Raw genomic sequence first — 24,613 nt, forward strand, 5'->3', positions numbered from 1 at the left:
TGGCACCCAGCGCGCCCCCGCGACGCTGGGCGGTCACCCGGCTACAGAAGTATCTCCCGCGTCCATCGCGTTGACGGCTGCTCGGGCCGTCGGCAATCCCCCGGCGGGTTCCTTCCTTACGTCATAGGTAGACGCATTTACTACGGAAAAGGTTCGATCTAGCGCTGTGCCGTGTTCGAGATGATCCATTTCCCGATTCGGCGGATGAGGTCGGGCGTGGCGGCGGATTCGGCGTGGCCGTAACCAGGCTCGATCCACAGCTCCTTGGGCTCGCGGGCGCCGTCGAAGATCTGGTGGGCGTGCTCCAGCGGGAAGAAGGTGTCGGCGTCGCCGTGCACGAGCAGCAGTGGCGTCGGGGAGATCAGCGCGGCGGCCTCGTGGGGCGGCATCGGGATCGGGTCCCACTGGCCGCGGGCGATCCTGGTGCGCTTGGCCACCCGCGCCGCCCACCTGCCGAACGGCCGCTCGATCGCCCAGTGCACCTGGCGCATCGGCCTGGTGCCCCGGTAGTACCAGCGGGCCGGGCCGCTGACCGCCACCACCGCGTCGACCCCGCGGCGCAGCCCCGCGTGCCTGAGGGCCACGGCCGCGCCCATGGAGAAGCCGACCACCGCCACCGAGGAGTAGCCGACGACCCTCGCGTGCCGTACCGCGGCCTCGATGTCGAGCACCTCCAGGTCGCCCACGGTGGTCTCGCCGCCGGAGTGCCCGTGGCCGCGAAAGTCGAAGGCCAGCACCCCGCCGAACCCACTCAGCACGTGGACGATCCTGCGGGCCGAGCGATCCCGCCACGACCCGGTGAAGCCGTGCGCCACCACGATGCCCAGGTCGCCCCGCCCTCGTGAGTGGGTGTGCGCGGCGTCGATCCGCACACCGTCGGCGGTCCTGAGCATGACGGGAAAGCTGGCGGCGAAAGGCATGCTCTGAGGTTAGAGTGACTGGAGTTCGGCGCTGCCGATGACCTGCCTGATGCGGGAGTCTTCGGCGGCCTCGATGGCGGCGGCCGAGTCAGAGATCATGATGCGGGCGGCGCTCGCCCTGATGTGCTCGTCCACGTCGAGGCCGGCGGGCAGCACGGTGACGATGGCGCCCACCGCGATCGCGCCGTCCACCGCCGCGCTGAGATCCGCTCCCCGGGGCAGGCAGACGACCACCCGGTCGCCGGGGCGCAGCCCACGGCTCCGGAGCAGGTCTTCTGTGCTCATGCGCCCAGGTTAGGGAGCGCGCTTCGCCCGCACATGGGGCGTAATATGCAGACCGCTATGCAGAACCCAGGTCGTGCTCGACGGCCCAGAGGGCGATCTGCGAGCGCGAGCTGTAGCCGAGCTTCTCCATGATGTTGGCGATGTGCCTGGCGACGGTGGCGGGGCTGATGACCAGCTCGTCGGCGATGCCCCTGTTCGACAGTCCGCGGGTGAGCAGCCCGGCGATCTCCTGCTCGCGGGCGGTGAGCACGGGATGCGGCACCTCGGCCACGGTGGGCAGCGGCAGCCGCCCGTTGCCGCCCTCCAGCACCAGGCGGGCGACCTCGACCGGGTCGAGCTCCCTGCCCCTCGACCATTGCAACGCCGTACGGCCCTCGCCCAGCCGGTCGCGGGAGCGCGCGAGCAGTTCCTCGATCCGGCCGGAGACGGTCGGCTCCCCCATCTGCTCGGCCAGCGCGGTCGCCGCCCCCGAGGAGAGCACCGCCCCCGCGAGGTCGCCCTCGACGTCGGCCAGCCTCGACAGCACCCGCAGCACGCGCGCCATGCCGAGGCGCTGACCCGTCCGCTGCGCCAGCTCCAGGCATTCGGCCAGCAGGTCCTTGGCCATCGCGTGGTCGCGGCGGCCGATCGCGACCTTGGCGACCATGACCAGGCACCGCTCCATCTCCACCCGGTTGTCGAGCTCGCCGAAGATCGCGGCGGCCTCGCGGTAGTGCGTCACCGCCGCCTCCGTGTCGCCGCGCCACTCGGCCACCGCCGCGAGCTGGCTGGTGGCCATTGCGACGTGCCAGGGGTGACCGTTCTCCCTGGCGACCGCCAGCGCCTGGCTCGCATGCCGATGGGCCAGGCGCGGCTGCCCCCGCAGCCCCGCCAGTACGGCCAGGCACGAGTGCGCGATGGCCCTGTTGAAGGTGTCGTCGTGCTCCGTCGTGGTCGCCACGACCTGCTCGAAGTGCCGCTCGGCCCGGTCGAACCGGCCGGTGCGCAGCAGCAGCACGCCCGCGACGTTCAGCGTCACGCCCTTGCCGAGACTGTGCGGGACCTTCTCCTGCTCCCTGAGCGCCTCCTCGACCACCCGCTCGCAGCCCGCCAGGTCGTCCCTCGCCTCCAGGCCGTAGGCGAACGCGCCCTTGCTGAGCGCGACGACCTCGGGCGGCACGCCCGTCAGATCGAGCCGCAGCAGCCGCTCGAACCACTCGACGCCCTCGGCGATCTCCCCGTGGACGGCCAGCATCGCCGAGGCCACGTAGGCGAGCCGCAGGCCCAGCAGGGCGTTGCCCGACTCGACCGCCCAGTCGACGGCCGCCCTGCAGTCGTCGAGCAGGCTCCGGCCCCTGACGAAGGACGGCAGGCGCTCGGGCCAGGGCGCCCGGGGCGTGGCCAGGCCCGACTCGAAGCAGCGCTCCTGCACCTCGCAGATCACCTGAAGGTGGCGGTCGCGGAACCAGACGAGCTCGTCCTGCTCGCGCAGCCGCTCGAGCGCGAACTGCTTGATCGTCTCCAGCAGGCGGTAGCGGCCGCCGTCGGCCAGCAGCAGCGACTTGTCCACCAGGCCGCCGAGCAGGTCGAGCATCTCCTCGGCGGGCAGGTGCACGTCGTCGGCGCACACCTGCTCGACCAGGTCGAGATCGAAGTGCCCGGCGAAGACCGACAGCCGCCGCAGCAGCACCCGCTCCTTCGCCAGCAGCAGGTCATGGCTCCACTCCACGGTCGCCAGCAGCGTCCGCTGCCGGGCGGGCGCCGTACGGTCACCGCTGGTCAGGAGCCTGAAGCGGTCGCCGATCCGGTCGGCGATCTGCGCCGGGCTGAGCATCCTGGTGCGGGCGGCGGCCAGCTCCAGCGCCAGCGGCAGCCCGTCGAGCGCCACGCACACCCTGGCCACGTCGTCGAAGTCGGCGCCGGACAGCCTGGCGCCCACGGCCAGGGACCGGTCGGTGAACAGCAGCACCGCCTCGGCGTCGGGATGGCGGGCGTCCGGCAGGTCGAGCGGGGGCACTCGCCACACCAGCTCGCCAGGGATGCGCAGCGCCTCCCTCGTGGTGAGGAGGATCCGCAGCTCGGGGCAGCCCGCCAGGAGCGCGGACACGAGCTCGGCGCAGCGTTCGACGACCTGCTCGCAGTTGTCGAGCACCAGCAGCGCCCTGGCGCCGCGCAGCCGGACGAGCAGGCCGTCGAGCGAGGGCCGCGACCGTTCCTCACGCACCCCGAGCACATTGGCGATCTCGTGCGCCACCAGGTCGGCACCGGTGATCCTGGCCAGCTCGACCAGCCACACCCCGTCGGGGAAGCCGGACACGGCCCTGGCCGCCACGCGCAGCGCCAGACGCGTCTTGCCGATGCCGCCCACGCCGCAGAGCGTGACCAGGCGCTGATCTCGCAGCAGGCCGCACAGCTCGTCCACGTCACGCGCGCGACCGACGAAGCGGTTCGGTTCAGCCGGGAGGTTATGCGATGTCATGTCACCGCGAGTGTGCATGCGATCACTCGCCCGCACAAGCGGTTCCTCACCTCAGACCGGCCGTGATCCGTACGATCAGCCCGGGCAGCCACCCGACCAGCGCCCACCCCAGCAGGTACGGCGCGGCGTCCCACCCGGGGGCGGCGAGCGAGAGCGCCAGCCACACCACGGCCAGCGCGGCGTTGAGCGACACCACCCAGCTCACCCGCAGCGCCCGCCGCAGCGGCCCGCCGCCCACGACCTGCCAGGCGACCAGCGACACCGTCGCGCAGAGGAGAACCGCGGCCAGCCGCAGGGACGTCGCCCGGTCCTGGATCGGCAGCAGGTCATAGGCCAGGGCGCCGAGCAGGCCACCCACCCACAGGAACCTGGCGGGATTGCCCAGATAGTGGCGCAGACCATCGTCGCCCAGCCCGGCGTAGAAGGCTCTCGACGCCTGCCTGCGCGCGCGCACGACCGCCGGGATGCTCGTCTTCGCCCGCCTGACCCCGACCGCCCACGGAACGCCGTAGATCCCGAGGGCCACCACGAGGTAGGCCAGGAAGAACCAGTCCCCGTGGCCCGCGGTGGTCAACGGCTGTCCCAGCCACACCAGCGGCGCCACCAGCCCGCCGAGCAGCACCAACGTCACGATCTCCGCCGCCCACCCGTCCCACCACGGCCGCCGGTCGTTCTGAGGAACAGGAACGCTGTTCTTCAGCGTTGTGTAGTCGCCACCAAGTTCCTCGGCCCGCCGTACCGCGTCCCCGTTAGGGCGGCCCTGGCGGTCGAGGATCAGCGCCCGCAGCAGCCACGGCTCGGGGTCGGTGGGCGAGTCCGAGATCAGCCGGTCGACGTAGGCGTGCGCCCACGGGAAACGCCCCTCGTCCAGCAGGCGTCGGACATGCCGCAAGTGGGAGGACACAGGGTGAAGTCTGCCCTGTCGCTCCCACTGCACCAAGGGTGGTAACGGGATCAACTAAACTGGTGGCGCCGCATCGTCCCGCGGCCAGCCTCCACGAACACAGAGTGAGACCTCATCATGCCTTTGAACAGCCGCGACGACCTGCGGAACATCGCGATCATCGCGCACGTCGACCACGGCAAGACCACTCTCGTGGATGCCATGCTCTGGCAGTCCGGTGCCTTCCGCGCCAACCAGGACGTCGACGACCGCGTCATGGACTCCAACGACCTGGAGCGCGAGAAGGGCATCACCATTCTCGCCAAGAACACCGCGGTCAAACACGGTGACATGACCCTCAACATCATCGACACCCCCGGCCACGCCGACTTCGGCGGCGAGGTCGAGCGCGGCCTGTCGATGGTCGACGGTGTGGTGCTGCTGGTCGACGCCTCCGAGGGGCCGCTGCCGCAGACGAGGTTCGTGCTGCGCAAGGCGTTCGCCGCGAAGATGCCCGTCATCCTGTGCATCAACAAGGTCGACCGCCCCGACGCCCGTATCAAGGAGGTCGTCGACGAGGTCTACGAGCTGTTCATGGACCTCGACGCGACCGAGGAGCAGATCGACTTCCCGATCGTCTACGCCTCGGCCAAGGCCGGCCGCGCCTCGCTGGAGCGTCCCGCCGACGGCGGCATGCCCGACTCCGAGGACCTCGAGCCGCTGTTCGACGTGATCAAGCGCACGATCCCGGCGCCGACCTACGACCCGAGCGCGCCGCTGCAGGCCCACGTCACCAACCTCGACGCCTCCTCCTACCTGGGCAGGATCGCGCTGTGCCGCATCCACCAGGGCACGTTGAAGAAGGGCCAGCAGGTCGCCTGGTGCCGTACCGACGGCTCGATCCAGCGCGTCAAGATCACCGAGCTGCTCATGACCGAGGCTCTGGAGCGCAAGCCGGCCGAGGAGGCGGGCCCCGGCGACATCATCGCGATCGCCGGCATCCCCGAGATCATGATCGGTGAGACCCTCGCCGACCCCGACGACCCGCGCCCGCTGCCGCTGATCACCGTGGACGAGCCGGCGATCTCGATGACGATCGGCACCAACACCAGCCCGCTCGTGGGCAAGGTGAAGGGCTCGAAGGTCACCGCCCGCATGGTGAAGGACCGCCTCGACAAGGAGCTCGTCGGCAACGTGTCGCTGCGCGTGCTGCCCACCGACCGGCCCGACGCGTGGGAGGTGCAGGGCCGTGGCGAGCTGGCGCTGGCCATCCTGGTCGAGCAGATGCGCCGCGAAGGCTTCGAGCTGACCGTCGGCAAGCCGCAGGTCGTCACCAGGACGATCGACGGCAAGGTCCACGAGCCGGTCGAGCGCCTGACCGTCGACTGCCCCGAGGAGTACCTCGGCGCGGTCACGCAGCTGCTGGCCGTCCGCAAGGGCCGCATGGAGCACATGACCAACCACGGCACCGGCTGGATCCGGATGGAGTTCGTGGTCCCGGCGCGTGGCCTGATCGGCTTCCGCACCGAGTTCCTCACCGAGACGCGCGGCACCGGCCTGGTGCACCACGTCTTCGAGGCCTACGAGCCGTGGTTCGGCGAGCTGCGCACCCGCAACAACGGCTCGCTCGTCGCCGACCGCTCCGGGCCCGTCACCGCCTTCGCGATGACGAACCTGCAGGAGCGCGGCATCCTGTTCGTCTCGCCCACCACCGAGGTGTACGAGGGCATGATCGTCGGCGAGAACTCCCGCTCCGACGACATGGACGTCAACATCACCAAGGAGAAGAAGCTCACCAACATGCGCTCCTCCACGGCCGACGTCACCGAGACGCTGATCCCGCCGCGGGTGCTGTCGCTGGAGCAGGCGCTGGAGTTCATCCGCGAGGACGAGTGCGTGGAGATCACGCCGGAGACCGTGCGCATCCGCAAGGTCGTCCTCGACGCCGCCACCCGTGGGCGCGCCGCCGCCCGCGCCAAGCGCGGCAACTGACGCCCGGCCGCCCCTTCGGGGACGGCCCTTTCGACCCCGGCCGGTGCCTGCTCGATGCGGGCATAAAGGCCGGGGTCTTCGTGTTTCAGCAGGTAGGCCGCAAGTCAGGCGCAACCGGTCCTTAACCGCCCCCCGCGATGCTGGGCGCGAAAGGAGGTGCCGTGATGGGTGTAGTGACTTACAGGGCGAACCTGACATATCTCGCCGCTTGGCTCGTCTTCGTCGCCATCGTGCTCCTGCTGGTGCGGTGAAGTAATCACTCCGTTACCGACCGGCGTGGATCATGCTGGTTGTGGGCCGGCTGAGGAAGATCGTCGCGTACGCGCTCGCCGCGATCTCCGTAGGGGCCATCGTCTGGTGCGTGAGCGTGGCCAAACCCGTCACCCACGCGGCCCCGAGTCCCGCGCCCCACACCCCGTCGTTGCTCGAGGTGTACGGCGCGCAGGAACACTCCCCCCGCACGCCTCCCGAGCTGACCACCGAGGTCACAATCGCCGACGCGAGCGACGCCGACCTCGCGGCCGTGCCGCAGGGCAGGCTCGACGAGCGCGCCAGGCAGCTGAAGATCACCGTGGTCCACCGCCTCGTCCTGGACCGCACCGACCTGCTGGCCACGCTCCTCAGGTCCGAGGGCCCCTTCCCCGACGACATCCAGAGCTTCACCGACCGCAGGCTCGGGGCGGTGAAGACCGACGACGGCTCCGCCGTCCTCGCTCCCACCACCAGGCTCGCGCCCGTGCTCACCACCTCGGGCTCGCGGACCACCGTGCGTTTCACGATCACGATGCTGCGCCAGGTCGGCCCCGACGCGCTGCCGCAACTGGAGTTCGCGCCACCGACCGAGCAGAGCGCGGCGTCCGCGCGCCAGATCACGCTGACCGCGCCCGCGTGGACGGTGATCAGGGTCGAACGGGTGACGCCAGAGAAGGAGCAGGCGGGCCGGCTGACGTTCACCGCCTACGCGGCGCCCGTCTCGGTCCGGCTGGCCCACGAGTCGTACGGCAGGCCCGACGCCGACCAGACGGACCTGTTCTCGTGGACGCCCGTGCTCAGCGTCTTCACCGCGATCGCACTGGCCGTCTTCGTCGGCAGGGCGCTCGGCCCCTCGTGGTGGCGGCGCACACCCAACCGCGAGCTGGCGATCGGGATCGTCATGTGCGTGGTGGCGCTGCTGGTCGCCATGCTGCTGGCGCTCATGCCGTACCTGGGGCCGGTCATCCTGTTCGGCGCGATCCCCGTGCTCGCGCTGCGCCACGCGCGCCGGGTCGTGCCCGCCAGGCCGCCGTGGAGCTCGAAGGACGCGTTACTCGTCACGGGCGTCGGCGTGCTCGTCGCCGGCGGCATGCTGTTCTGGTCCTTCGTCCACGGGCAGGTGCCGCCGCTCACGCTGGCCGTGGGCACGCTGACGGCGGCGCTGGCGGCGGCGGGTTCGGCCGTGGCGTTCGGCGCCGACCTCGGCATCGCCGTCCTGGTGGCCAGGCTGGCCGCGGTGACGGCGGGCGTGGCCGTGGGCGCGCTGGCGCTGGCGCTGTGGGTGCGGGCGCTGATGAGCGGCGGCTTCTTCCCGCCCGACAGCGTCCGGCTGGTGCTCGCCCTGTGCTGGTCGCTGATCCCGATCGCGGGGATCGCGGTCGCCACCAGGTCGTGGTCGCGCGTCGCGATCGTCGTGGCGGTGCTCGGCAGCCTCCTGCTGCTCGGCTGGCCGACCGAATGGCTCGACACGGGCTCCTGGAGTGTGCAGCCCGACCAGATCGCCGCCAGGACACCGCCTCCGTTGGTGCTCGGGCAGCCGCTCAACGAGATCACCCGCGGCGCACTTGGCCTGCTGTTGCTGGCCTTCGCGCTGCTCGTGCTGCGCCTTCGGCGGCTCGGGGAGACCCCCGACGCCATGGCCAACCCCGCCGTCGTGGCCACGGTGATCGTCTGCCTGATGGTCCTCTACCTCACCCCGCGCACCGACCCCGACTCCACCGCGATCGACCTCCCGCTGCCCTCGCTGGCCATCACGTCGCTGGTGGCGTGGGCGGCGGCCACCTGGCTGCTGTCGGGCCCACGCCCCGAGATCGTCGAGCCCTCCTCGCGTGCCGAACACCGGGCCCTGATCAGAGACGCGCTGCACCGGCGGGTGCTGCACGGCTCCGAGCAGGAGCTCTACCGGCTCAGCAGGGGAAGGCTGGGCTCGGGCGAGCTCACGATGGAGGACTTCGAGCACCGGCGCCTCGAACTCGACCGCGCCCTCACCCTCGACCCGCCGCACACCGAGACCGCCTTCGCCACCTCGGCCGGCTGCTCGCCGTGGCAGAACGGCCTGGCGGCATTCGTGGTGAGCCTGCTGCTGTCGCTGCCCTTCGCGCTCATCTACGGCTGGCCCGACGGGGCCGAGCTGACCACCTGGGTGTTCGACGCGCGGTTCATGTTCACGCTGCCCACCTTCGGGTTCTTCTACGGCTACTTCTATCCCCGCCTTCGCGGCACGCAGCCGGTCACCAAGGCCCTCTACGTGATGAGCGTGGCGCTGGTCACCGAGCTGTCGGCCTACGTCCCCTCCCTCGTCGACCCCGACATCGGCGGCTTCGACAAGCTCCAGGTGGTCGCGATCGTGGTGGGCCAGGGCGCGCTGGTCTTCATCGGGCTCGGGCTCTACTGGGAGTGGCGGATCATGTTCGCGGCCGGTGAGCCGTGGGCCAGGGTGCGCAACGTCCGCAGTGTCCGCAGCCTGGCCACTCCGCTGGTCGCCGTCGTGATCGCCGCGGGCACCACCGCGGCCACCTCAGCGGCGGGCAAGACCGTGGACCGCATCCTCAAGGGCGACTCCGCCACCAGCCAGAACGCTCCATGACGCCACCCACGCTCAGCGGCGCGGCAGCTCGCTGCCCCTGACGTGGGCGCACAGCCAGTCGACCAGTTGCCCGTAGTCGCGCCAGGTGGCGCGGACCCGGTCGACGACCTCCTCGGTGTGCACCCACGGCTCGGGTTCGAAGTGCCGCCCGAAGTAGAGGGAGCGATGACGCAGCAGCTCCAGGCGCGGATGGTCGTCGGGCACCCCGCGCGGCCTGGTCTTGAGCCTGTCGCCCTCGGCGGTGTAGCCCGCGGCGGTCAGGCCGTCGGCGATGCGCTGCAGCGGCTTGCCCGAGACGTCCTCGTCGACGGCCGCACGGTAGCGGGCCACCTGGTCGGCGGCGGTGGTGTAGTAGCCGCCCGCGGTGTAGAGGCCGGCGGCGTCGAGCTGGACGTAGAGGCCGATGCCCGGCATGAGGTCGACGAAGGCGCCCTGGTGGGTCTTGTACGGCGACTTGTCCTTGGCGAAGCGGACGTCGCGATACGGCCTGAACAGCTGGGCGAGGCCGAACTCGGCGCCGAGCTCCTCGGCCAGGGCCAGCATGGGCGCCCTGACCGCCTCCTCGTAAAGCTCCTTGTGCCGGGCGAAGTAAACCTTGCTGTTGTCAGCCTCGAGACCTTCGTAGAAGAGGAAGGCCTCGTCGGGGAAGCCGGTGAATCCCATGCTCCCAGCGTGCCATGAGGCACCGACAGTCAGTGCTGACAGTCAGCGCCGCCGCCGGGCCGTACCGAAGATCGAGCGGCTGATCTCCCTGCCCAGCGAACTGGCGGCCGACCGCGCGAACGACTTGAAGATCGACGACCCCAGCACTGCCTCCAGCACCGAGGGCTCCTGAGCGGGGGCGGGCGGGGGCGCGGGAGCGGGGACGGACGGCGGCGGGGCCACCTTGGCGGCCAGCAGCTCGTAGGCCGACTGCCGGTCGACGGGCCGGCCGTACTTGGGCAGCAGCGGGGAGGCCGACACCATCCCCCGCACCACGGCCGGGTCAGTCGGCGCCATCAGCGAGCACGGCGCGAGCAGCCTCGTCCAGGCGACGGGAGTGGGCACGCCCCTGTCCGACAGCACGGTCACGACCGCCTCGCCGATGCCGAGCTGGGTCAGCAGCTCCTCCAGGTCGTAGTCGGAGTGGGGGAAGGTGGAGACGGTGGCCTTCAGCGCCTTGGCGTCCTGCGGGGTGAAGGCGCGCAGCGCGTGCTGCACCCTCGCCCCGAGCTGGGCCAGCACGTCGGCGGGCACGTCCTTCGGCGTCTGCGTGACGAAGAAGACGCCGACCCCCTTCGACCTGATCAGCCGCACGGTCTGGGTGATCGAGCGGAGGAACGGCTTGGAGGCGTCGGTGAACAGCAGGTGCGCCTCGTCGAAGAAGAACACCAGCTTCGGCTTGTCGGGGTCGCCGACCTCGGGCAGGTCGGTGAACAGGTCGGCCAGCAGCCACATCAGGAACGTGGAGAACATCGCGGGCCGATCCTGGACGGCGGGCAGCTCCAGCACGGAGACCACTCCCCTGCCGTCGGAGGTGACCCGCATGAGGTCGCGGGTGTCGAACTCGGGCTCGCCGAAGAACTGGTCGGCGCCCTCGGACGACAGGTTGGTCAGCGCGCGCAGGATCACCCCGGCCGTCTGCTTCGACAGCCCGCCGACGCCTTTCAGCACCTCGGGGGTGTCGATGAGGTACTGGATGACCGCCCGCAGGTCCTTCATGTCCAGCAGCGGCAGCCCGTTGGTGTCGGCGAAGTGGAAGATCAGCCCGAGCGACGACTCCTGGGTGTCGTTGAGGTCGAGGACCTTCGACAGCAGCGTGGGGCCGAAGGCGGTCATGGTGGCGCGCAGCGGCACCCCCTCACCGATGCCGCCCAGCGCGTAGAACTCCACCGGGCAGGCGGCGCCCGCCCAGTTCTGCCCGATGCCCTGTGCCCTCCCCAGCAGGCCCTCGGACGGCTGGCCCGGCGAGGCCATGCCGGACAGGTCGCCCTTGATGTCGGCGAGGAAGACCGGCACACCCTGGGCTGACAGCTGCTCGGCCATCACCTGCAGCGTCTTGGTCTTGCCCGTTCCGGTCGCGCCCGCCACCAGCCCGTGCCTGTTGAACATCCGCAGCGGCATCCTGATGGCCGAGCCAGGCTGCGGCTCGCCGTCGGCCATGAGCACGCCGAGCTGGATCGTGGGCCCCTCGAAGTCGTAGCCGTTCGTCATAGTTCGGAGTACTTCCTGCCAGGAGTGGGCGGCTTGCCGTACAGCTCGGAGATGGTGACGAACCGGTAGCCCTTGCCGGCGAGGGCGGAAATCACCTCGGGCACCGCCTCGACCGTGGTGCGGTGGATGTCGTGCATCAGCACGATCGACCCTCTCGTAGCCCGGCACGCCCGCTTGGCCACCACCTTGGCGACACGGTCGCGCCAGTCGTGGGTGTCGACGCTCCAGAGGATCTGGGCCATGCCCAGCCTGCGGCTCTCCTCCGCCACCCGGCGGTCCGTCGACCCGTACGGCGGGCGCATCATCTGCATCCGCACCCCGGTGATCTTCCTGACCAGCTCCTGGGTACGGCCCAGCTCCCGCACGATCCCCTCGTCGGCCAGACTGGGCAGCTCCGCGTGACTCCAGGTGTGGTTGCCGAGCTCGTGCCCCTCGGCCAGCATGCGGGGCAGCGTGTGGTGCCGGTCGGCCGCCACCATCTGCCCGACGACGAAGAACGTCGCCTTCACCCCGGACTTGCGCAGCTCGTCGAGCAGCCACGGCGTGAAGTCACCCGGGCCGTCGTCGAAGGTCAGCGCCACGCACTTGACCTTCCGGCAGTTGATCGTGACCGGGGGGCGCGGCCAGCCGGGCTGGACCGCCGTCAGCGACCTGGCCAGCAGCGAGGGGTCGACGCGGGCCGGAGCCCTGGCGCTGAGCCGCTCGACGCCGGGGTCGACCGCCGCGGGCGCACCACACCCAGCCACCAGCACAACGGCCAGCAACCCTGACCACACCCGCATGCTTTCCCCCCGAAGCACCCGGGGGATCACATCACGGATAGTCCTGGACCGAGCCCCCCCGTAGCCCCTTGGCCAGGTCATGCCACCAGACTGGGATATCAGCCTGGAGTTCCGTGTAGCGACGCGCCACTCGGATGGCACATCCAACGGGATCCGTACCCAAATGCCGACGTTTCACCGAACTCTCTTGCCATCGGTAGAACCCATCGCGATACCGCACGACAAGCCCTATCCAGATCGAGAGAGTGGCGTCGTCGCCCACCTCGTAGGCACTGGTCACGCCCAGGCCCGTCAGCTCCGCGTGAAGCTTCTCGATCGCCGCACGGGACTCAGTCAACGCGCAACCCCCTGTCGAGGACGTGACGCACAAGAAGGATGTACCCGCTTGAGGACGATCGAGTGCCTCCAACGCAGAACACATACGGTAATCATGGAACCGCGGACCGTTTCGTGGAGGCTGTTCGCCGCTACTGGTCGGGGGTCTCTCGAGGCTCGGTGACGACCATGACGAACCTCAGCTCCCCTTCGCCCTGGTTGGCGTAGCGGTGCGGCCGGTCGGCGGTGAAGACGACGGCGCCATGGGTCTGGACGACGTGGCTCTTGCCGTACACGGTGAGGGTCAGCTCCCCCTCCAGGACGGTGAGCATCTCGCGGGTGCCCGGCGGGTGGGCGTCGCCGTCGTGGTGCTCGCCGGGGGCCAGCCGCCAGTCCCACAGCTCCAGGATCGCGGGCGCGTCGGTGCCGACCAGCAGCCGGGCCGAGCCCTCGCCCTGCCGGAAGGTCACGATGTCGCCCGGGGGCACGACCCGCACGAGCGGGGTCTCCGAGACCTCGACGAGTCTGGCGACGCTGACGCCGAGGGCGTCGGCGATGCGCACGAGCGTGGTGATGCTGGGGTTGGTCCTGCCCTGCTCGACCTGGACCAGCATGCCGCGGCTCACTCCCGATCGGGCGGCCAGGGCGTCGAGCGTGAGCCCGCGGTGGGCGCGCTGGGCTCTGACGTTGGTGGCGATCGCCGCCGTGATCGTCTCAGGGTCCATGAGTGCAGTGTAGTGAACACTCTTGGCAATGTGTTGTACTAGGCGCATGACAGCGGTGATTCTCGCGACGGCATGCGCGCTCGTGTACGGAACGGCGGACTTCTACGGAGGCCTGGCGACCCGGCGATCCCGCGTGCTGTCCGTGGTCTCGCTCTCGCAGATCGCCGGTCTCGCGCTCGTCGTGGCGATGATGCCGCTGCTGCCGGGAGCCCTCTCCGAGGGCGCGATCACCTGGGGCCTCGGCGCGGGCCTGGCCGGCGCGGCGGGCATGGTGCTCTTCTACCGGGCGCTGGCCACGGGCGTGATGTCCGTTGTGGCGCCCACGACGGCGGTCACCTCGGCGGCGCTGCCCGTCCTGTTCGGCCTGGCCAGCGGCGAGCGCCCGGCGGTCATGGCGCTGGTGGGCGTGGTCCTGGCCCTGCTGTCGGTGCTGCTGGTGAGCAGGGGCGGCCCGGCCGTGGAGCAGCGGTCGTCGGCGTCATCCGTCGTGGCGGCGCTGGCGGCGGGCGCGGGCTTCGGCGGGTTCTTCATCCTGCTCGCCCAGGCTCCCGACGGCAGCGGGCTGTGGCCGCTGGTCGGCGCGAGAATCGCCTCGATCTCCGCCGTGGTGCTCATGGCGGTCGTCAGCCGCCGCACGCTCAAGCCCGGCTCGGGAGCGCTGGGCGTCATCGCGGTGGCGGGCGTGCTCGACATGGCGGCCAACGTGCTCTACCTGCTGGCCGAGCAGCAGGGCATGCTCAGCCTGGTCGCCGTGCTGGTCTCGCTCTACCCCGCCAGCACGCTCGTGCTGGCCCGCTACGTGCTCGGCGAGCGCCTGCATGCCGTACAGGTCGCGGGGGTCGCCTTCGCCCTCGGCGCGGTGGCGTTGATAGCAGTCGCATGAGCGACGAAGAGCCCGCGTCCCCCTGAGGGACACGGGCTCACACACATGAAGCTCTAGGCGGCGACGCGCTGCTCAGGCAGGCGGAGGGCGCCCTCCTCGCGGGCGTACTCCTCCAGCATGCCGCGCAGCTGGCGGCGGCCGCGGTGCAGCCTGGACATCACGGTGCCGATGGGGGTGCCCATCCGCTCGGCGATCTCCTTGTAGGCGAAGCCCTCGACGTCGGCCAGGTAGACGGCGACGCGGAAGTCCTCGGGCAGGGCGCGCAGCGCGTTCATGACCGCGCTGTCGGGCAGCCTCTCAAGTGCCTCGGTCTCGGCGGACTTCAGACCGCTGGACATGTGCGACTCGGCCGCGTGCAGCTGCCAGTCCTCGATCTCCTCGGCGGCCGAGAGCTTCGGGGAGCGCTGCTTCTTGCGGTAGTCGTTGATGAAGTTGTTCGTCAGGATCCGGTGCAGCCAGGCCTTGAGGTTGGTGCCCTCGCGGAACTGGTGGTACGAGGTGTACGCCTTGGCCACCGTCTCCTGCACCAGGTCCTCGGCGTCGGCGGTGTTGCGGGTAAGGCGCATCGCGGAGGCGAACAGCTGCGAGGTCACGGGCACGACGTCGCGCTCGAACCAGTCCTGACGCTGCTCCTCGGTCATAGTGATCACGTACATTCCCCCTCCGTGCTCTCCCCCCGGTTGCCTGTCAAACGCCCAGGCATGATCATCCTCGCAAACCACGCGTAAGGGTGGTGTTAGGAGTTCTACCTGGTCAGGGGGCCGATCGGTCCGTATGCTCGCAGCGTGCACCATCACGTCCACGGCCGGACAAGTCTCATTATCGTAACACTCTTTACTCAATTGCGCCCTAACTGTGTGCAGAGTCACATGGGATAGGTTATGGACCATGGAATACCTGGATCGTCACGACAGTCGAGCCCGGCGCTGGGTGGCCGATGCCATCCGGAAGGTGGAAGCCGACACCAACCGCAGCTCTGACACTCACCTCCATGTGTTCCCGCTTCCCCCGCACTGGGGCGTAAACCTCTACCTGAAAGACGAGTCGGTGCACCCCACCGGTTCACTCAAGCACCGCCTGGCCCGCTCACTCTTCCTGTACGGCCTGGCCAACGGCTGGATCGGCCCCCACACCACGATCGTCGAGGCCTCCAGCGGCTCGACGGCGGTCAGCGAGGCCTACTTCGCCAGACTCCTCGGCCTGCCGTTCGTGGCGGTGATGCCCGCGACCACCTCGCCGGAGAAGATCGCGCTCATCGAGTTCTACGGTGGCAAATGTCACCTCGTGGACGACCCCTCCTCGATCTACGAGGAGTCGAACAGGATCGCCGTCGAGACCGGCGGCCACTTCATGGACCAGTTCACCTACGCCGAGCGGGCCACCGACTGGCGCGGCAACAACAACATCGCCGAGTCGATCTACGCCCAGATGTCCATGGAGCCCTATCCCGAGCCGGAGTGGATCGTGGTCGGCGCAGGAACCGGCGGCACCTCCGCCACGATCGGCCGCTACATCCGCTACCGCTGTTACAGCACGCGTCTGGCGGTCGTCGACCCCGAGGGCTCGGCCTTCTACCCCTCGTGGGCGTCGGGCGAGGAGGAGGGCGCGAAGGGCTCGCGGATCGAGGGCATCGGCAGGCCGCGCGTCGAGCCGTCGTTCCTGCCCGGCGTGATCGACAGGATGATCAGGGTGCCCGACGCGACCTCGATCGCCGCCATGCGGTGGGTACGGCAGGTCACCGGGCGCGACGTGGGCGGCTCGACGGGGACGAACGTGGCGGCCGCCGTCCAGCTCATCACCGAGATGCGGGCGGCGGGCGAGAAGGGCAGCGTCGTCACCCTCATCTGCGACAGCGGCGACCGCTATCGCGGCACCTACGGCGACGACGCGTGGCTGGCCGCCCAGGGGATCGACATCCACCCGGATCTGGCCGCCTTCCGGGCCTTCCTGTCGTCCTGACGCCCGGAACGACGACGACCCCGCGCCGAACGTGGCGCGGGGCCGTACCAGAAGCGGATCAGGCGGCGCGCGCCGGGTCCACCTCGAAGATCTTGGCGAGGTCGTCCAGCATCGAGTGGGCGCCCTGGATGCCGACCGCGCTCATCCACGTGGCGTCGGTCACGTCGTGCTTCTGCCCCTTGAGCTTGCCCCACAGCGGGTTGTTCACGAACTGCTTCTTCGGCTCCTCGGCCGACGGGTCGGCGTAGGTGGAGACGAAGATGTGGTCGGCGTCGAACTCGGCGATGCGCTCCTGGCTGATGTCGACCGCGATCTTCTTCGGGTCCTTCGGCTGGTTGTCGGGACGGGGGAAGCCGACGTCCTTCAGCACGATGCCCGAGTAGGAGTTCTCGACGTACAGGCGGGTGGTCGGCTCACCGGCGAAGCGGACGACGGAGACGGTCGGCAGCTTGCCGTCCTTCTTCTTGATCTCCTCGCCGATCTTGGCGGCGCGCTCCTCGAAGGCATTGATCCTGGTGTCGGCGAGGTCCTCCTTGCCGAGCGCCTGGCCCATGAGGCGGAGGTTCTCCTTCCAGATGGCGCCGGTGGTCTCGCTGAACACCGTGGGCGCGATCTGGGACAACTTGGCGTAGAGGGCCTCGTGCCTGACCTTGGCCGAGACGATCAGGTCGGGCTTGAGCGCCATGATCTTCTCCAGGCTCGGCTCCTCCAGCGAGCCGACCGGCGTGGCCTCCTTGCCGTACTCCGCGGCGACCGCGCCGAGGTAGTCGGGCAGCTTGTCGTGGATCGAGCGGTAGGTGGTGTAGCCGACGACCGGGGTCTCCAGCGTGAGCACCGCGTCCACGAAGCTCTGGTCCAACGCCACGACCCGCTTGGGCTGGGTGGGGATCTTCGTCTCGCCCATGGCGTGCTTGATCACGCGGAAGGGCGCGGCCCCTGACGACTGCGTCTCCGCGGGCTGGTCCGCGGCGGTGGTGGTCGAGCCGCAAGCGGCCAGACCCAGGCTCAGTACGGCTCCCGCCACGCCCATGGCCACAGCGCGAAACGCGTTCATCGGATCCCTCTCAGGTTTAGGTTAGGCAAACCTCATTTAGATTAGCTATGCCTAAGCTGGCATACTTCACCGGGTCGGGCAACAAGGGAGGAAGCACAGGTGAGACGTCGCAGTGCCGTGTTCTGCGGGCTTCTCGCCGTCGTCGCCGTCGCGGTCGTGATGAGCATCACGATCGGCTCGAAGCCCGTCCCGCTCACCGACGCCTGGCACGCGCTCTTCTCGCCCACCGGCACGGAGAACGACATCGTCATCCGCTCGCTGCGGCTGCCGCGCACCGCGCTCGGCCTGCTGGCCGGGATCGCGCTGGGCGTGGCGGGCGCGCTAATGCAGGGGCACACCCGCAACCCGCTGGCCGACCCCGGCCTGCTCGGCGTCACCCAGGGCGCGGCGTTCGCGATGGTGGCGAGCATCATCTTCCTCGGCACGACCAGCCTCTACGCCTACATCTGGTTCGGCCTGGCGGGCGCGCTGCTCGCCAGCGTGGGCGTGTTCGCGCTCGGCATGGTCGGCGGTCGCGGCGGGCCCACGCCCGTCACCCTCGCGCTCGCGGGCACCGCCGTCAGCGCCTTCCTCTACGCGCTCACCTCCGCGCTGGTGCTGGTGGACGAGCAGGCCATGGACGTCTTCAGGTTCTGGCAGGCGGGCTCGATCGCGGCCAGGGGCGCGGACGTCGTCTGGCAGGTCACACCGTTCATCCTCGTCGGGCTCGTGCTCGCGATGATCAACGCCCCCGGCCTCAACGCGCTGTCCCTCGGCGAGGACGTCGCCCGCAGCCTCGGCCAGAACATCGGGCTGACCAGGGGCATCGGCATCGCCGCCGTCACCCTGCTGTCCGGCGCGACGGTCGCGGCCTGCGGCTCGCTGTCCTTCATCGGGCTCATCGTCCCGCACCTGGCCCGCCCGCTGTCGGGCACCGACCACCGGTGGCTGCTGCCGTTCTCCGGGCTGGTGGGCGCGGCCCTGCTGCTGGTGGCCGACGTCATCGGCCGGGTGGTCGCCCCTCCGGGCGAGCTGGAGGTCGGCGTGGTGCTCGCGCTGATGGGCGCGCCCTTCTTCATCGCGCTGGTGCGGCGCAGGAAGCCGGTGCGGCTGTGACAGCTCTCTCTGTGCGGATCGGCGGCCTTTCCTGGCGGGTACGGCCGCGCGGCGTCGCGGTCACCGTCGTCGGGCTCGTCCTGCTCGTCCTGCTCATGGCGCTCAACATGCGCATCGGCGACATCCCGATGAGCGTGGCCGAGGTGCTGCGCGCGGTCGTCGACACCGGCAGCGACAACCACTTCGTCGTCATGGACCTGCGCCTGCCCCGCGCGCTGACCGGCGCGCTGGTCGGCGCGGCGCTCGCGCTGGCGGGCGCGATCACCCAGTCCATCGCCCGCAACCCGCTGGCCAGCCCCGAGATCCTCGGCGTGACCACCGGCGCCTCCGTCACGGTCGTGGCCGGGGTGGTGGCCTCCGGCAGCGTCTACGGCGGCGTCAGCGGCCTGCTTGCCACCGTCGGCATCCCCGCTCTCGCCCTGGTCGGCGGCCTGCTCGGCGCCGCGATCGTCTACTCGCTGGCGTGGCGGCGCGGCCTGGACGGCTACCGCCTGGTCCTGGTGGGCATCGGCGTGGCCGCGGTGTTCACCAACATCAAGTTCTGGCTGCTGACGGTCGGCGACGTCAACGACACCGGCAGGGCGATGGTCTGGATCAGCGGCTCGCTCAACGGTCGCGGCTGGGAACACGTCAACCCCGTCGCGATCGCGGTGGCCGTGCTCATCCCCGTCACGCTGCTGGGCGCGCGCTCGCTCGACGCCCTGCGCTACGGCGACGACACCGTCACCTCGCTCGGCGTGCGGATGAACCTGGCGCGTGGCCTGATGATCCTGGCCGCCGTGCTGCTGGCCGCGGTCTCCACAGCCTCCGCGGGCCCGATCGCCTTCGTCGCGCTGGCCGCGCCCCAGATCGCGCTGCGCCTGACCAGGTCGGCGCAGCCGCCGCTGCTGTCGTCGGCGGTCGTGGGCGCGCTGCTCACCTCCGCCGCCGACCTGATCGCCCGGGTCGCCTTCTCCCCCATCGAGCTGCCCGTCGGCATCGTCACGGCGGTGCTGGGCGCGCCTTACCTGATCCACCTCATCTGGAGGGCTCGGAAATGAGACTCGCCGCCGTCAACGTCAGGCTCGCCTACGGCGAGCGCGTCATCGTGGACGGGCTCGACCTGGGCGTCGAGGCGGGCACCGTGACCACGATCATCGGGCCGAACGGCTGCGGCAAGTCCACGCTGCTGCGCGCCCTCGGCCGCCTGCTGAAGCCCTCGGGCGGCGAGGTGCTGCTCGACGGCAAGCGCATCGACCGGATGCCTACCCGCGAGGTGGCCAAGGTGCTCGGCATGCTCCCCCAGTCGCCCACGGCGCCGGAGGGGCTGACCGTCTCCGACCTGGTGGCCAGGGGCAGGCACCCGCACCAGACCTGGTACCGCCAGTGGTCGTCAGACGACGAGTCGTCGGTCGCGCGGGCGCTGGACATGACCGGCCTGGCCGAACTGGCCGAACGACCGCTCGACGAGCTGTCCGGCGGCCAGCGGCAGCGCGCGTGGATCTCCATGGCCCTGGCCCAGGGCACCGACCTGCTGCTGCTGGACGAGCCGACGACCTTCCTCGACCTGGCCCACCAGGTGGAGGTCCTGGAACTCGTCCGGCACCTGCACGCCGAGGCCGGCCGGACCATCGTCATGGTGCTGCACGACCTCAACCTCGCGGCCCGCTACGCCGACCGGCTGGTCGCCATGCGCGCGGGCAAGGTCGTCGCCGCGGGGACGCCGCACGAGGTGCTGACGGAGGACCTGCTGAGCGAGGTGTTCGACCTCGACGCCATGGTCATCGCCGACCCGGTGGCGGGCACCCCGCTGGTCGTCCCCATCGGCACCAGGGTCCCGGTCAGCGAGCGACTGGCTCCAGAACCACGCTCCTGAGCGACGAGCGCGCCGCCACCAGCGCGATCACCAGCGCGGCCAGGCCCGCGAACGCCATCAGCGCGTAGGCGTTGCGCACGAACGACTCGAAGATCCCGGCGGCCAGCGCCGCCAGCGGGATGGCCAGGAAGGCGATCATGCGGGCCGTGCCCAGCACCCTGCCGAGCAGGTGGTCGGGCACGAGCCGATGCCGTACGGTCATGATGGCCACGATGCCCGCGCCCGCGGCGGCGAACTGCCCCATCCACGCCAGGCCGATCGCCAGGGGCCCGCGGGCGGGGATCATCGCCAGGATGGACAGGCCCTCCAGCATCATGCTCACGCTGATCAGCGTGACGGGCCTGACCATGGGCAGCAGGCGGGAGCCGAGCAGGCCGCCGATCACCGCGCCGGCGCCCTGGAAGGCGTAGACGACGCCGATCTGCCCGGGGGTGAAGTGGTGGTAGGAGGTCAGGTAGAAGACCATGTTGGCCAGCAGCAGCCAGACCCCGAAGTTGCCCGCGAAGGCGAAGTAGGCCAGCGTCAGGACCGTCCGCTCCTGCCGGAACAGGAACCTGAGCCCCTCCCGCAGGTCGGCGAGCACCGGCCGGCTCGCCCTCACCGCGGCGGGCACGGTCCTGATCAGCGCGATCAGCGCCGCCGAGAGCAGGAACGAGACCGCGTCCACGTAGATCGCCGTCCGGTGGCCGAAGGCGACGATCAGCGCGCCGCCGAGCACGGGTCCCGCCAGGTTCACCGCGTGCTCGCCGATGTGCAGGCGCGCGTTGGCCGGAGCCAGCCGGTCGACCGGCACGAGCGAGGGCATGATCGCCCGGAACGCGGGCTGGTAGAGCGGATCCGCGCAGGCCAGCAGGAAGGCCATCACGTAGATCAGCCAGAGCGGCGGCGTCCCGATCGTCACCGTCACGGCGAGCACCAGGGCGAGCGCCGCCGCGGCCAGGTCGCCCGCCACGAGAATCAGCTTGCGGTTGTGCCGGTCGGCCAGCACGCCGCCGAACATCGCCAGGGCCAGATAGGGCAGGTACTCCAGCGCGTAGACCAGCCCGGTGCCGAGCGCGGAGCCGGTCAGCTCCAGGACCATGAGGGGCAGCGCGAGCCGGTAGATCCACGTACCGAGCGAGGAGACCAGGAATCCGGCAAGAAGCAGCCAGTACCGCGTCCCCATCACTCTCCCGACAGGGCGGCCGCGATGTCCTCGTCCTCTGGCGCGAGCTCGGCCGCTCTTCGCAGATCCGCCACAGCCTGTTCGGTACGGCCCGCCGTCCGCAACGCCATCGCCCTGTTGAAAAGCAGCTCGGGGCGCTCCTTCAGCTCCACGGCCCGGTCGAGGTCGGCGATCGCGTCGCCGTAGCGGCCGAGCTCGAACGACAGCGCCGCCCTGCTCGCCCAGGCCTCCGCCAGCGCGGGGTCGGCCTTCAGGGCGGCGTCGAAGGCGGCCAGCGCCTCGGCCTGCCTGCCCTCGGCCGCCTCGACCTGGCCCAGCACGCACAGCAGGTGCGGGTTGCCGGGATCGAGGCCGAGCCCGCGCTCGACGTCGCTCCTGGCCTGGCCGTAGTCCCCGGTGGCGGCGCGCAGGCCTGACCTGTTCACGTAGGCGGGCGCGAACTCGGGGTCGAGCTCCAGCGCGTAGTCGAGGTCCGCGAGCGCGCCCGCCAGGTCGCCGGCCTCGTAACGCAGCTCGGCCCTGTTGTAGTGCGGCTCGGGCCACGGGGGGCCGAGCCGGATGGCGCTCTCGAAGTCGGCCAGCGCCTGCTCCACCCTGCCCAGCCTGCGCAGCAGGGCGCCCCGGTCGAGGTAGTAGTCGGGATAGCCGGGGTCGGCCTCGATCGCCCTGGTGTAGTCGGCCAGGGCCGGTTCGGGCTCGCCTGCCATCGCCCTCAGCTGGGCCCTGTTGGCGTACAGCACGAGCCGGTGGATCGGGTGGACGTCGGCGAGGTCACGCTCGGCCAGGTCGATGGCCTCCTGCACCAGGCGCGCCGACTCCCCGAAGCGCCGCCTGCGCACCTCCACCAGCGCCTTGGCGTTGAGGTCGAAGCCCAGGTGGAAGGCGCGCTCGCGCGGATCGGGCAGCAGCGAGGTGATGGTGATCGCCTCGTTGATCCAGGCCACGGCCGCCTCGGCGTCGCGCGCCGCCGGATCGTGGTGGCGCACCAGCAGCGTCGCCAGCGAGCAGGCCACGGAGGCCCGGTGCCTGGGGTCCACGGTGTGCCGTCTGGCCTGTTCGTAGAGGGCGAGCGCCTCGCCCTCCCGCTCGATCGCCTCCAGCGCCCCGGCCGTCCGGTGGACGAGTGTCATCCATCGTTCGGGGTCGTCGTCGTGCCGTAACTCGTCGAGCGCCGCCAGCCCCGCCTCGGCCATCGCATGATGGAACCCCTCGTCGCGGTAGCGGTCGAAGTCGGCGGGCACAGGCCCGCCGGGCCGCGAGGCGCCGGGCACGACGGTCAGCCCCGGCACGCGCCTGCGCAGCACCTCGACGAGCTCGGCGTCGGTCTGGTCGGCCGCCGCGAGGTTGTCGACCGTCACCGTGAACGGCTCGCCGTCCAGCCACGAGCGGACGAACTCGGCCAGGCCGTTGGCGATCCGCAGCGTACGGCGAGCCCCGGGGATGAGGATCCGCTCGGCCCGCGGCAGCGACTCGGCCAGCGAGAGCCTGCTTCTCGGGATCTTCAGGTGGGGCGCGGCGACGGCGATCTCGATGTCGTGCCGGGCCACCAGGTCAGGCCTGCGCTCCAGCGCTTCGGGGACGAACAGGTCGAGGAGGGCGGCGGCGAGCGTGTACGGCCCGCGAAGGCGCCGGTCGGCGTCGATGACGGTCACGTGTACCCGATCCCTTGAGGATTCCTGAGCGGTCTTGTCGTCCGGACAGCAGTGTGGCCGGGCCCCCGTCAGGGAGCGCCGGCCACCCGCCGATCAGCCCTTGTGCCGCGGAGCGGCGGAGCCTGCCGGCTTGACGGAGCCGCTCTTGTACACGACAACCTTCTTCATGTCCACCTTCTTCGTCGGACCTTGCGACGAGATCGCGGATGTAGCGCAGCCACCCGCGATCTCGTATGACCGACCCATGTGAACACGGATGAGTATCGAGATCAAGAGAAAGTCCGATAAGGGACATTTCCTCACTTAAATGGACATGCCCCGCGCGGTTGCGCGGGGCGTCCGAAAATGTGTTTGAACCTCAGTCGCCCAGGATGGCGTCGACGAACACCTCAGGGTCGAACGGCGCGAGGTCGTCAGGACCCTCGCCGAGGCCCACGAGCTTCACCGGCACGCCCAGCTCGCGCTGCACCGAGATGACGATGCCGCCCTTGGCCGTGCCGTCGAGCTTGGTCAGCGCGATGCCCGTGATGTTGACCACCTCGGCGAACACCCGCGCCTGGCGCATGCCGTTCTGTCCCGTGGTGGCGTCGAGGACGAGCAGCACCTCGTCCACGGTGCCCTTCTTCTCGATGACCCGCTTGACCTTGCCGAGCTCGTCCATCAGGCCGGTCTTGGTGTGCAGGCGACCCGCGGTGTCGACGATGACCACGTCGACCTTGTCGTCGATGCCCTTGGCGGTCGCGTCGAAGGCCACGGAGGCGGGGTCGCCGCCCTCGGGGCCGCGCACCACCTCGGCGCCGACCCGCTCACCCCAGGTCTGCAGCTGGTCGGCCGCCGCGGCGCGGAAGGTGTCGGCCGCGCCGAGCACGACCTTCTTGCCGTCGCCGACCAGGACCCTGGCCAGCTTGCCCGTGGTGGTGGTCTTGCCGGTGCCGTTGACGCCGACGACCAGCACGATGGCCGGACGCTCGCCGTGCTTCTTCACGTGGAGGGTGCGGTCGAGCTCGGGGTCGATCTGCTTGAGCAGCTCCTCGCGCAGCAGCCCGCGCACCTCCTCGGGAGAGCGGGTGCCGAGCACCTTGACCTTGGTGCGCAGCTCCTCGACCATCACCTGCGTCGGCGCGACGCCGACGTCGGCGGTGATGAGGCTCTCCTCGATCTCGTCCCAGACCTCGTCGTCGAGCCTGTCACGCGACAGCAGCTCCAGCAGGCCCTTGCCGAGGGCGCTCTGCGAACGGGCGAGGCGTGAGCGCAGCCGCACCATCCGGCCCGCGGACGGCGGCGGGATCTCCACCTCGGGCTTGATGATGGTCTCGGCCGGTTTGACCGGAGGCGGCACCGTGGTCGTGGTGCCCTCTTCCTCCGGTGCGGCCTTCTCGGCCTCGGGCTCGGGGGCCGGCTTGACCTCGGGCGCCTCGACCGGCGGAGGTACGGCCTTGCGCCCCGGCCTGTACAGGAAGAACATGCCGCCGAGCGCCAGCAGGGCGACGACGATCACGATCACGATGATGCCGAGGTATTCGCTCACAGCAACTCAGTTTTCCAGATCGTCCGGGAT

The 24,613-nt window shown here is 70.4% G+C and carries 20 protein-coding genes; 7 read left to right on the forward strand and 13 right to left on the reverse strand.

The window, feature by feature from the left end; translation table 11 throughout:
- Positions 1-158: 158 nt before the first annotated feature.
- From ACFXJ8_RS30775 to ACFXJ8_RS30790, 4 genes are read right to left on the reverse strand one after another with little or no spacing between them, the layout of a single operon-like run.
- On the reverse strand, positions 159-920 hold the full coding sequence (locus ACFXJ8_RS30775) for an alpha/beta hydrolase (protein ID WP_379647478.1): 762 nt from the start codon (positions 918-920) through the stop codon (positions 159-161).
- Between the two features lie 9 nt (positions 921-929).
- A complete protein-coding gene (locus ACFXJ8_RS30780) occupies positions 930-1,205 on the reverse strand; it encodes an AMP-binding protein (protein ID WP_379647479.1) in 276 nt (91 codons plus the stop codon).
- Positions 1,206-1,260: 55 nt separating this feature from the next.
- Positions 1,261-3,663, reverse strand: coding sequence for an ATP-binding protein (locus tag ACFXJ8_RS30785; protein ID WP_379647480.1), 2,403 nt, complete (start codon positions 3,661-3,663; stop codon positions 1,261-1,263).
- Positions 3,664-3,709: 46 nt separating this feature from the next.
- Positions 3,710-4,567, reverse strand: a complete 858-nt coding sequence (locus ACFXJ8_RS30790) for a hypothetical protein (protein WP_379647481.1) — start codon at positions 4,565-4,567, stop codon at positions 3,710-3,712.
- A gap of 117 nt (positions 4,568-4,684) precedes the next feature.
- Between ACFXJ8_RS30790 and typA the strand changes: the two genes are divergently transcribed.
- Positions 4,685-6,538 carry a translational GTPase TypA gene (typA, locus tag ACFXJ8_RS30795; RefSeq protein ID WP_379647482.1) on the forward strand — a complete coding sequence of 618 codons (1,854 nt, stop codon included), beginning with the start codon at positions 4,685-4,687 and terminating at the stop codon, positions 6,536-6,538.
- Between the two features lie 292 nt (positions 6,539-6,830).
- The gene (locus ACFXJ8_RS30800) at positions 6,831-9,377 is read left to right on the forward strand and encodes a hypothetical protein (protein WP_379647483.1); all 2,547 of its coding nucleotides are present in this window, start codon (positions 6,831-6,833) and stop codon (positions 9,375-9,377) included.
- A 12-nt stretch (positions 9,378-9,389) separates the two neighbouring features.
- On the opposite strand, the gene ACFXJ8_RS30805 is transcribed toward ACFXJ8_RS30800, so the two are convergent.
- The 4 genes from ACFXJ8_RS30805 to ACFXJ8_RS30820 form a co-directional block, all read right to left on the reverse strand.
- Complete coding sequence (locus tag ACFXJ8_RS30805) at positions 9,390-10,040, reverse strand: DUF2461 domain-containing protein (RefSeq protein ID WP_379647484.1); 651 nt, start codon at positions 10,038-10,040, stop codon at positions 9,390-9,392.
- Positions 10,041-10,082: 42 nt separating this feature from the next.
- On the reverse strand, positions 10,083-11,570 hold the full coding sequence (locus tag ACFXJ8_RS30810; RefSeq protein WP_379647485.1) for a helicase HerA-like domain-containing protein: 1,488 nt from the start codon (positions 11,568-11,570) through the stop codon (positions 10,083-10,085).
- The gene (locus tag ACFXJ8_RS30815; protein WP_379647486.1) at positions 11,567-12,352 is read right to left on the reverse strand and encodes a polysaccharide deacetylase family protein; all 786 of its coding nucleotides are present in this window, start codon (positions 12,350-12,352) and stop codon (positions 11,567-11,569) included. The genes ACFXJ8_RS30810 and ACFXJ8_RS30815 overlap by 4 nt, the downstream gene beginning before the upstream one ends.
- A gap of 467 nt (positions 12,353-12,819) precedes the next feature.
- Positions 12,820-13,392: a helix-turn-helix domain-containing protein gene (locus ACFXJ8_RS30820; RefSeq protein ID WP_379647487.1), complete on the reverse strand. Its 573-nt coding sequence runs from the start codon at positions 13,390-13,392 to the stop codon at positions 12,820-12,822.
- Positions 13,393-13,438: 46 nt separating this feature from the next.
- Here ACFXJ8_RS30820 and ACFXJ8_RS30825 point away from each other — a divergent pair, with 46 nt between their 5' ends.
- The gene (locus tag ACFXJ8_RS30825; protein ID WP_379647488.1) at positions 13,439-14,275 is read left to right on the forward strand and encodes an EamA family transporter; all 837 of its coding nucleotides are present in this window, start codon (positions 13,439-13,441) and stop codon (positions 14,273-14,275) included.
- A gap of 53 nt (positions 14,276-14,328) precedes the next feature.
- On the opposite strand, the gene ACFXJ8_RS30830 is transcribed toward ACFXJ8_RS30825, so the two are convergent.
- A complete protein-coding gene (locus ACFXJ8_RS30830) occupies positions 14,329-14,931 on the reverse strand; it encodes a sigma-70 family RNA polymerase sigma factor (protein WP_379647489.1) in 603 nt (200 codons plus the stop codon).
- Positions 14,932-15,163: 232 nt separating this feature from the next.
- Between ACFXJ8_RS30830 and ACFXJ8_RS30835 the strand changes: the two genes are divergently transcribed.
- Positions 15,164-16,234 carry a PLP-dependent cysteine synthase family protein gene (locus tag ACFXJ8_RS30835; RefSeq protein ID WP_379647490.1) on the forward strand — a complete coding sequence of 357 codons (1,071 nt, stop codon included), beginning with the start codon at positions 15,164-15,166 and terminating at the stop codon, positions 16,232-16,234.
- A gap of 58 nt (positions 16,235-16,292) precedes the next feature.
- Here the strand turns inward: ACFXJ8_RS30835 and ACFXJ8_RS30840 are convergent, their stop codons facing one another.
- Entirely contained in the window at positions 16,293-17,288 is a 996-nt protein-coding gene (locus ACFXJ8_RS30840; RefSeq protein WP_379647491.1) for an ABC transporter substrate-binding protein, read from the reverse strand.
- Positions 17,289-17,387: 99 nt separating this feature from the next.
- Between ACFXJ8_RS30840 and ACFXJ8_RS30845 the strand changes: the two genes are divergently transcribed.
- The 3 genes from ACFXJ8_RS30845 to ACFXJ8_RS30855 are packed head-to-tail and all read left to right on the forward strand — an operon-like array spanning position 17,388 to position 20,238.
- Positions 17,388-18,383 (forward strand): FecCD family ABC transporter permease, encoded by a 996-nt coding sequence (locus ACFXJ8_RS30845; protein WP_379647492.1) that lies wholly within the window; start codon positions 17,388-17,390, stop codon positions 18,381-18,383.
- The gene (locus ACFXJ8_RS30850) at positions 18,380-19,423 is read left to right on the forward strand and encodes a FecCD family ABC transporter permease (RefSeq protein ID WP_379647493.1); all 1,044 of its coding nucleotides are present in this window, start codon (positions 18,380-18,382) and stop codon (positions 19,421-19,423) included. Before ACFXJ8_RS30845 ends, ACFXJ8_RS30850 begins: the two co-directional genes overlap by 4 nt.
- Complete coding sequence (locus ACFXJ8_RS30855) at positions 19,420-20,238, forward strand: ABC transporter ATP-binding protein (protein WP_379647494.1); 819 nt, start codon at positions 19,420-19,422, stop codon at positions 20,236-20,238. Before ACFXJ8_RS30850 ends, ACFXJ8_RS30855 begins: the two co-directional genes overlap by 4 nt.
- On the opposite strand, the gene ACFXJ8_RS30860 is transcribed toward ACFXJ8_RS30855, so the two are convergent.
- The 3 genes from ACFXJ8_RS30860 to ftsY form a co-directional block, all read right to left on the reverse strand.
- Entirely contained in the window at positions 20,204-21,403 is a 1,200-nt protein-coding gene (locus tag ACFXJ8_RS30860; RefSeq protein WP_379647495.1) for an MFS transporter, read from the reverse strand. The genes ACFXJ8_RS30855 and ACFXJ8_RS30860 overlap by 35 nt on opposite strands.
- On the reverse strand, positions 21,403-23,055 hold the full coding sequence (locus tag ACFXJ8_RS30865) for a tetratricopeptide repeat protein (RefSeq protein WP_379647496.1): 1,653 nt from the start codon (positions 23,053-23,055) through the stop codon (positions 21,403-21,405). Before ACFXJ8_RS30865 ends, ACFXJ8_RS30860 begins: the two co-directional genes overlap by 1 nt.
- Before the next feature lie 358 nt (positions 23,056-23,413).
- Positions 23,414-24,583, reverse strand: coding sequence for a signal recognition particle-docking protein FtsY (gene ftsY / locus ACFXJ8_RS30870; protein WP_379647497.1), 1,170 nt, complete (start codon positions 24,581-24,583; stop codon positions 23,414-23,416).
- Positions 24,584-24,613: the final 30 nt, after the last annotated feature.

It is taken from the genome of Nonomuraea sp. NPDC059194, from assembly GCF_042754765.1.
In the GTDB taxonomy this organism is placed as follows: Bacteria; Actinomycetota; Actinomycetes; order Streptosporangiales; family Streptosporangiaceae; genus Nonomuraea.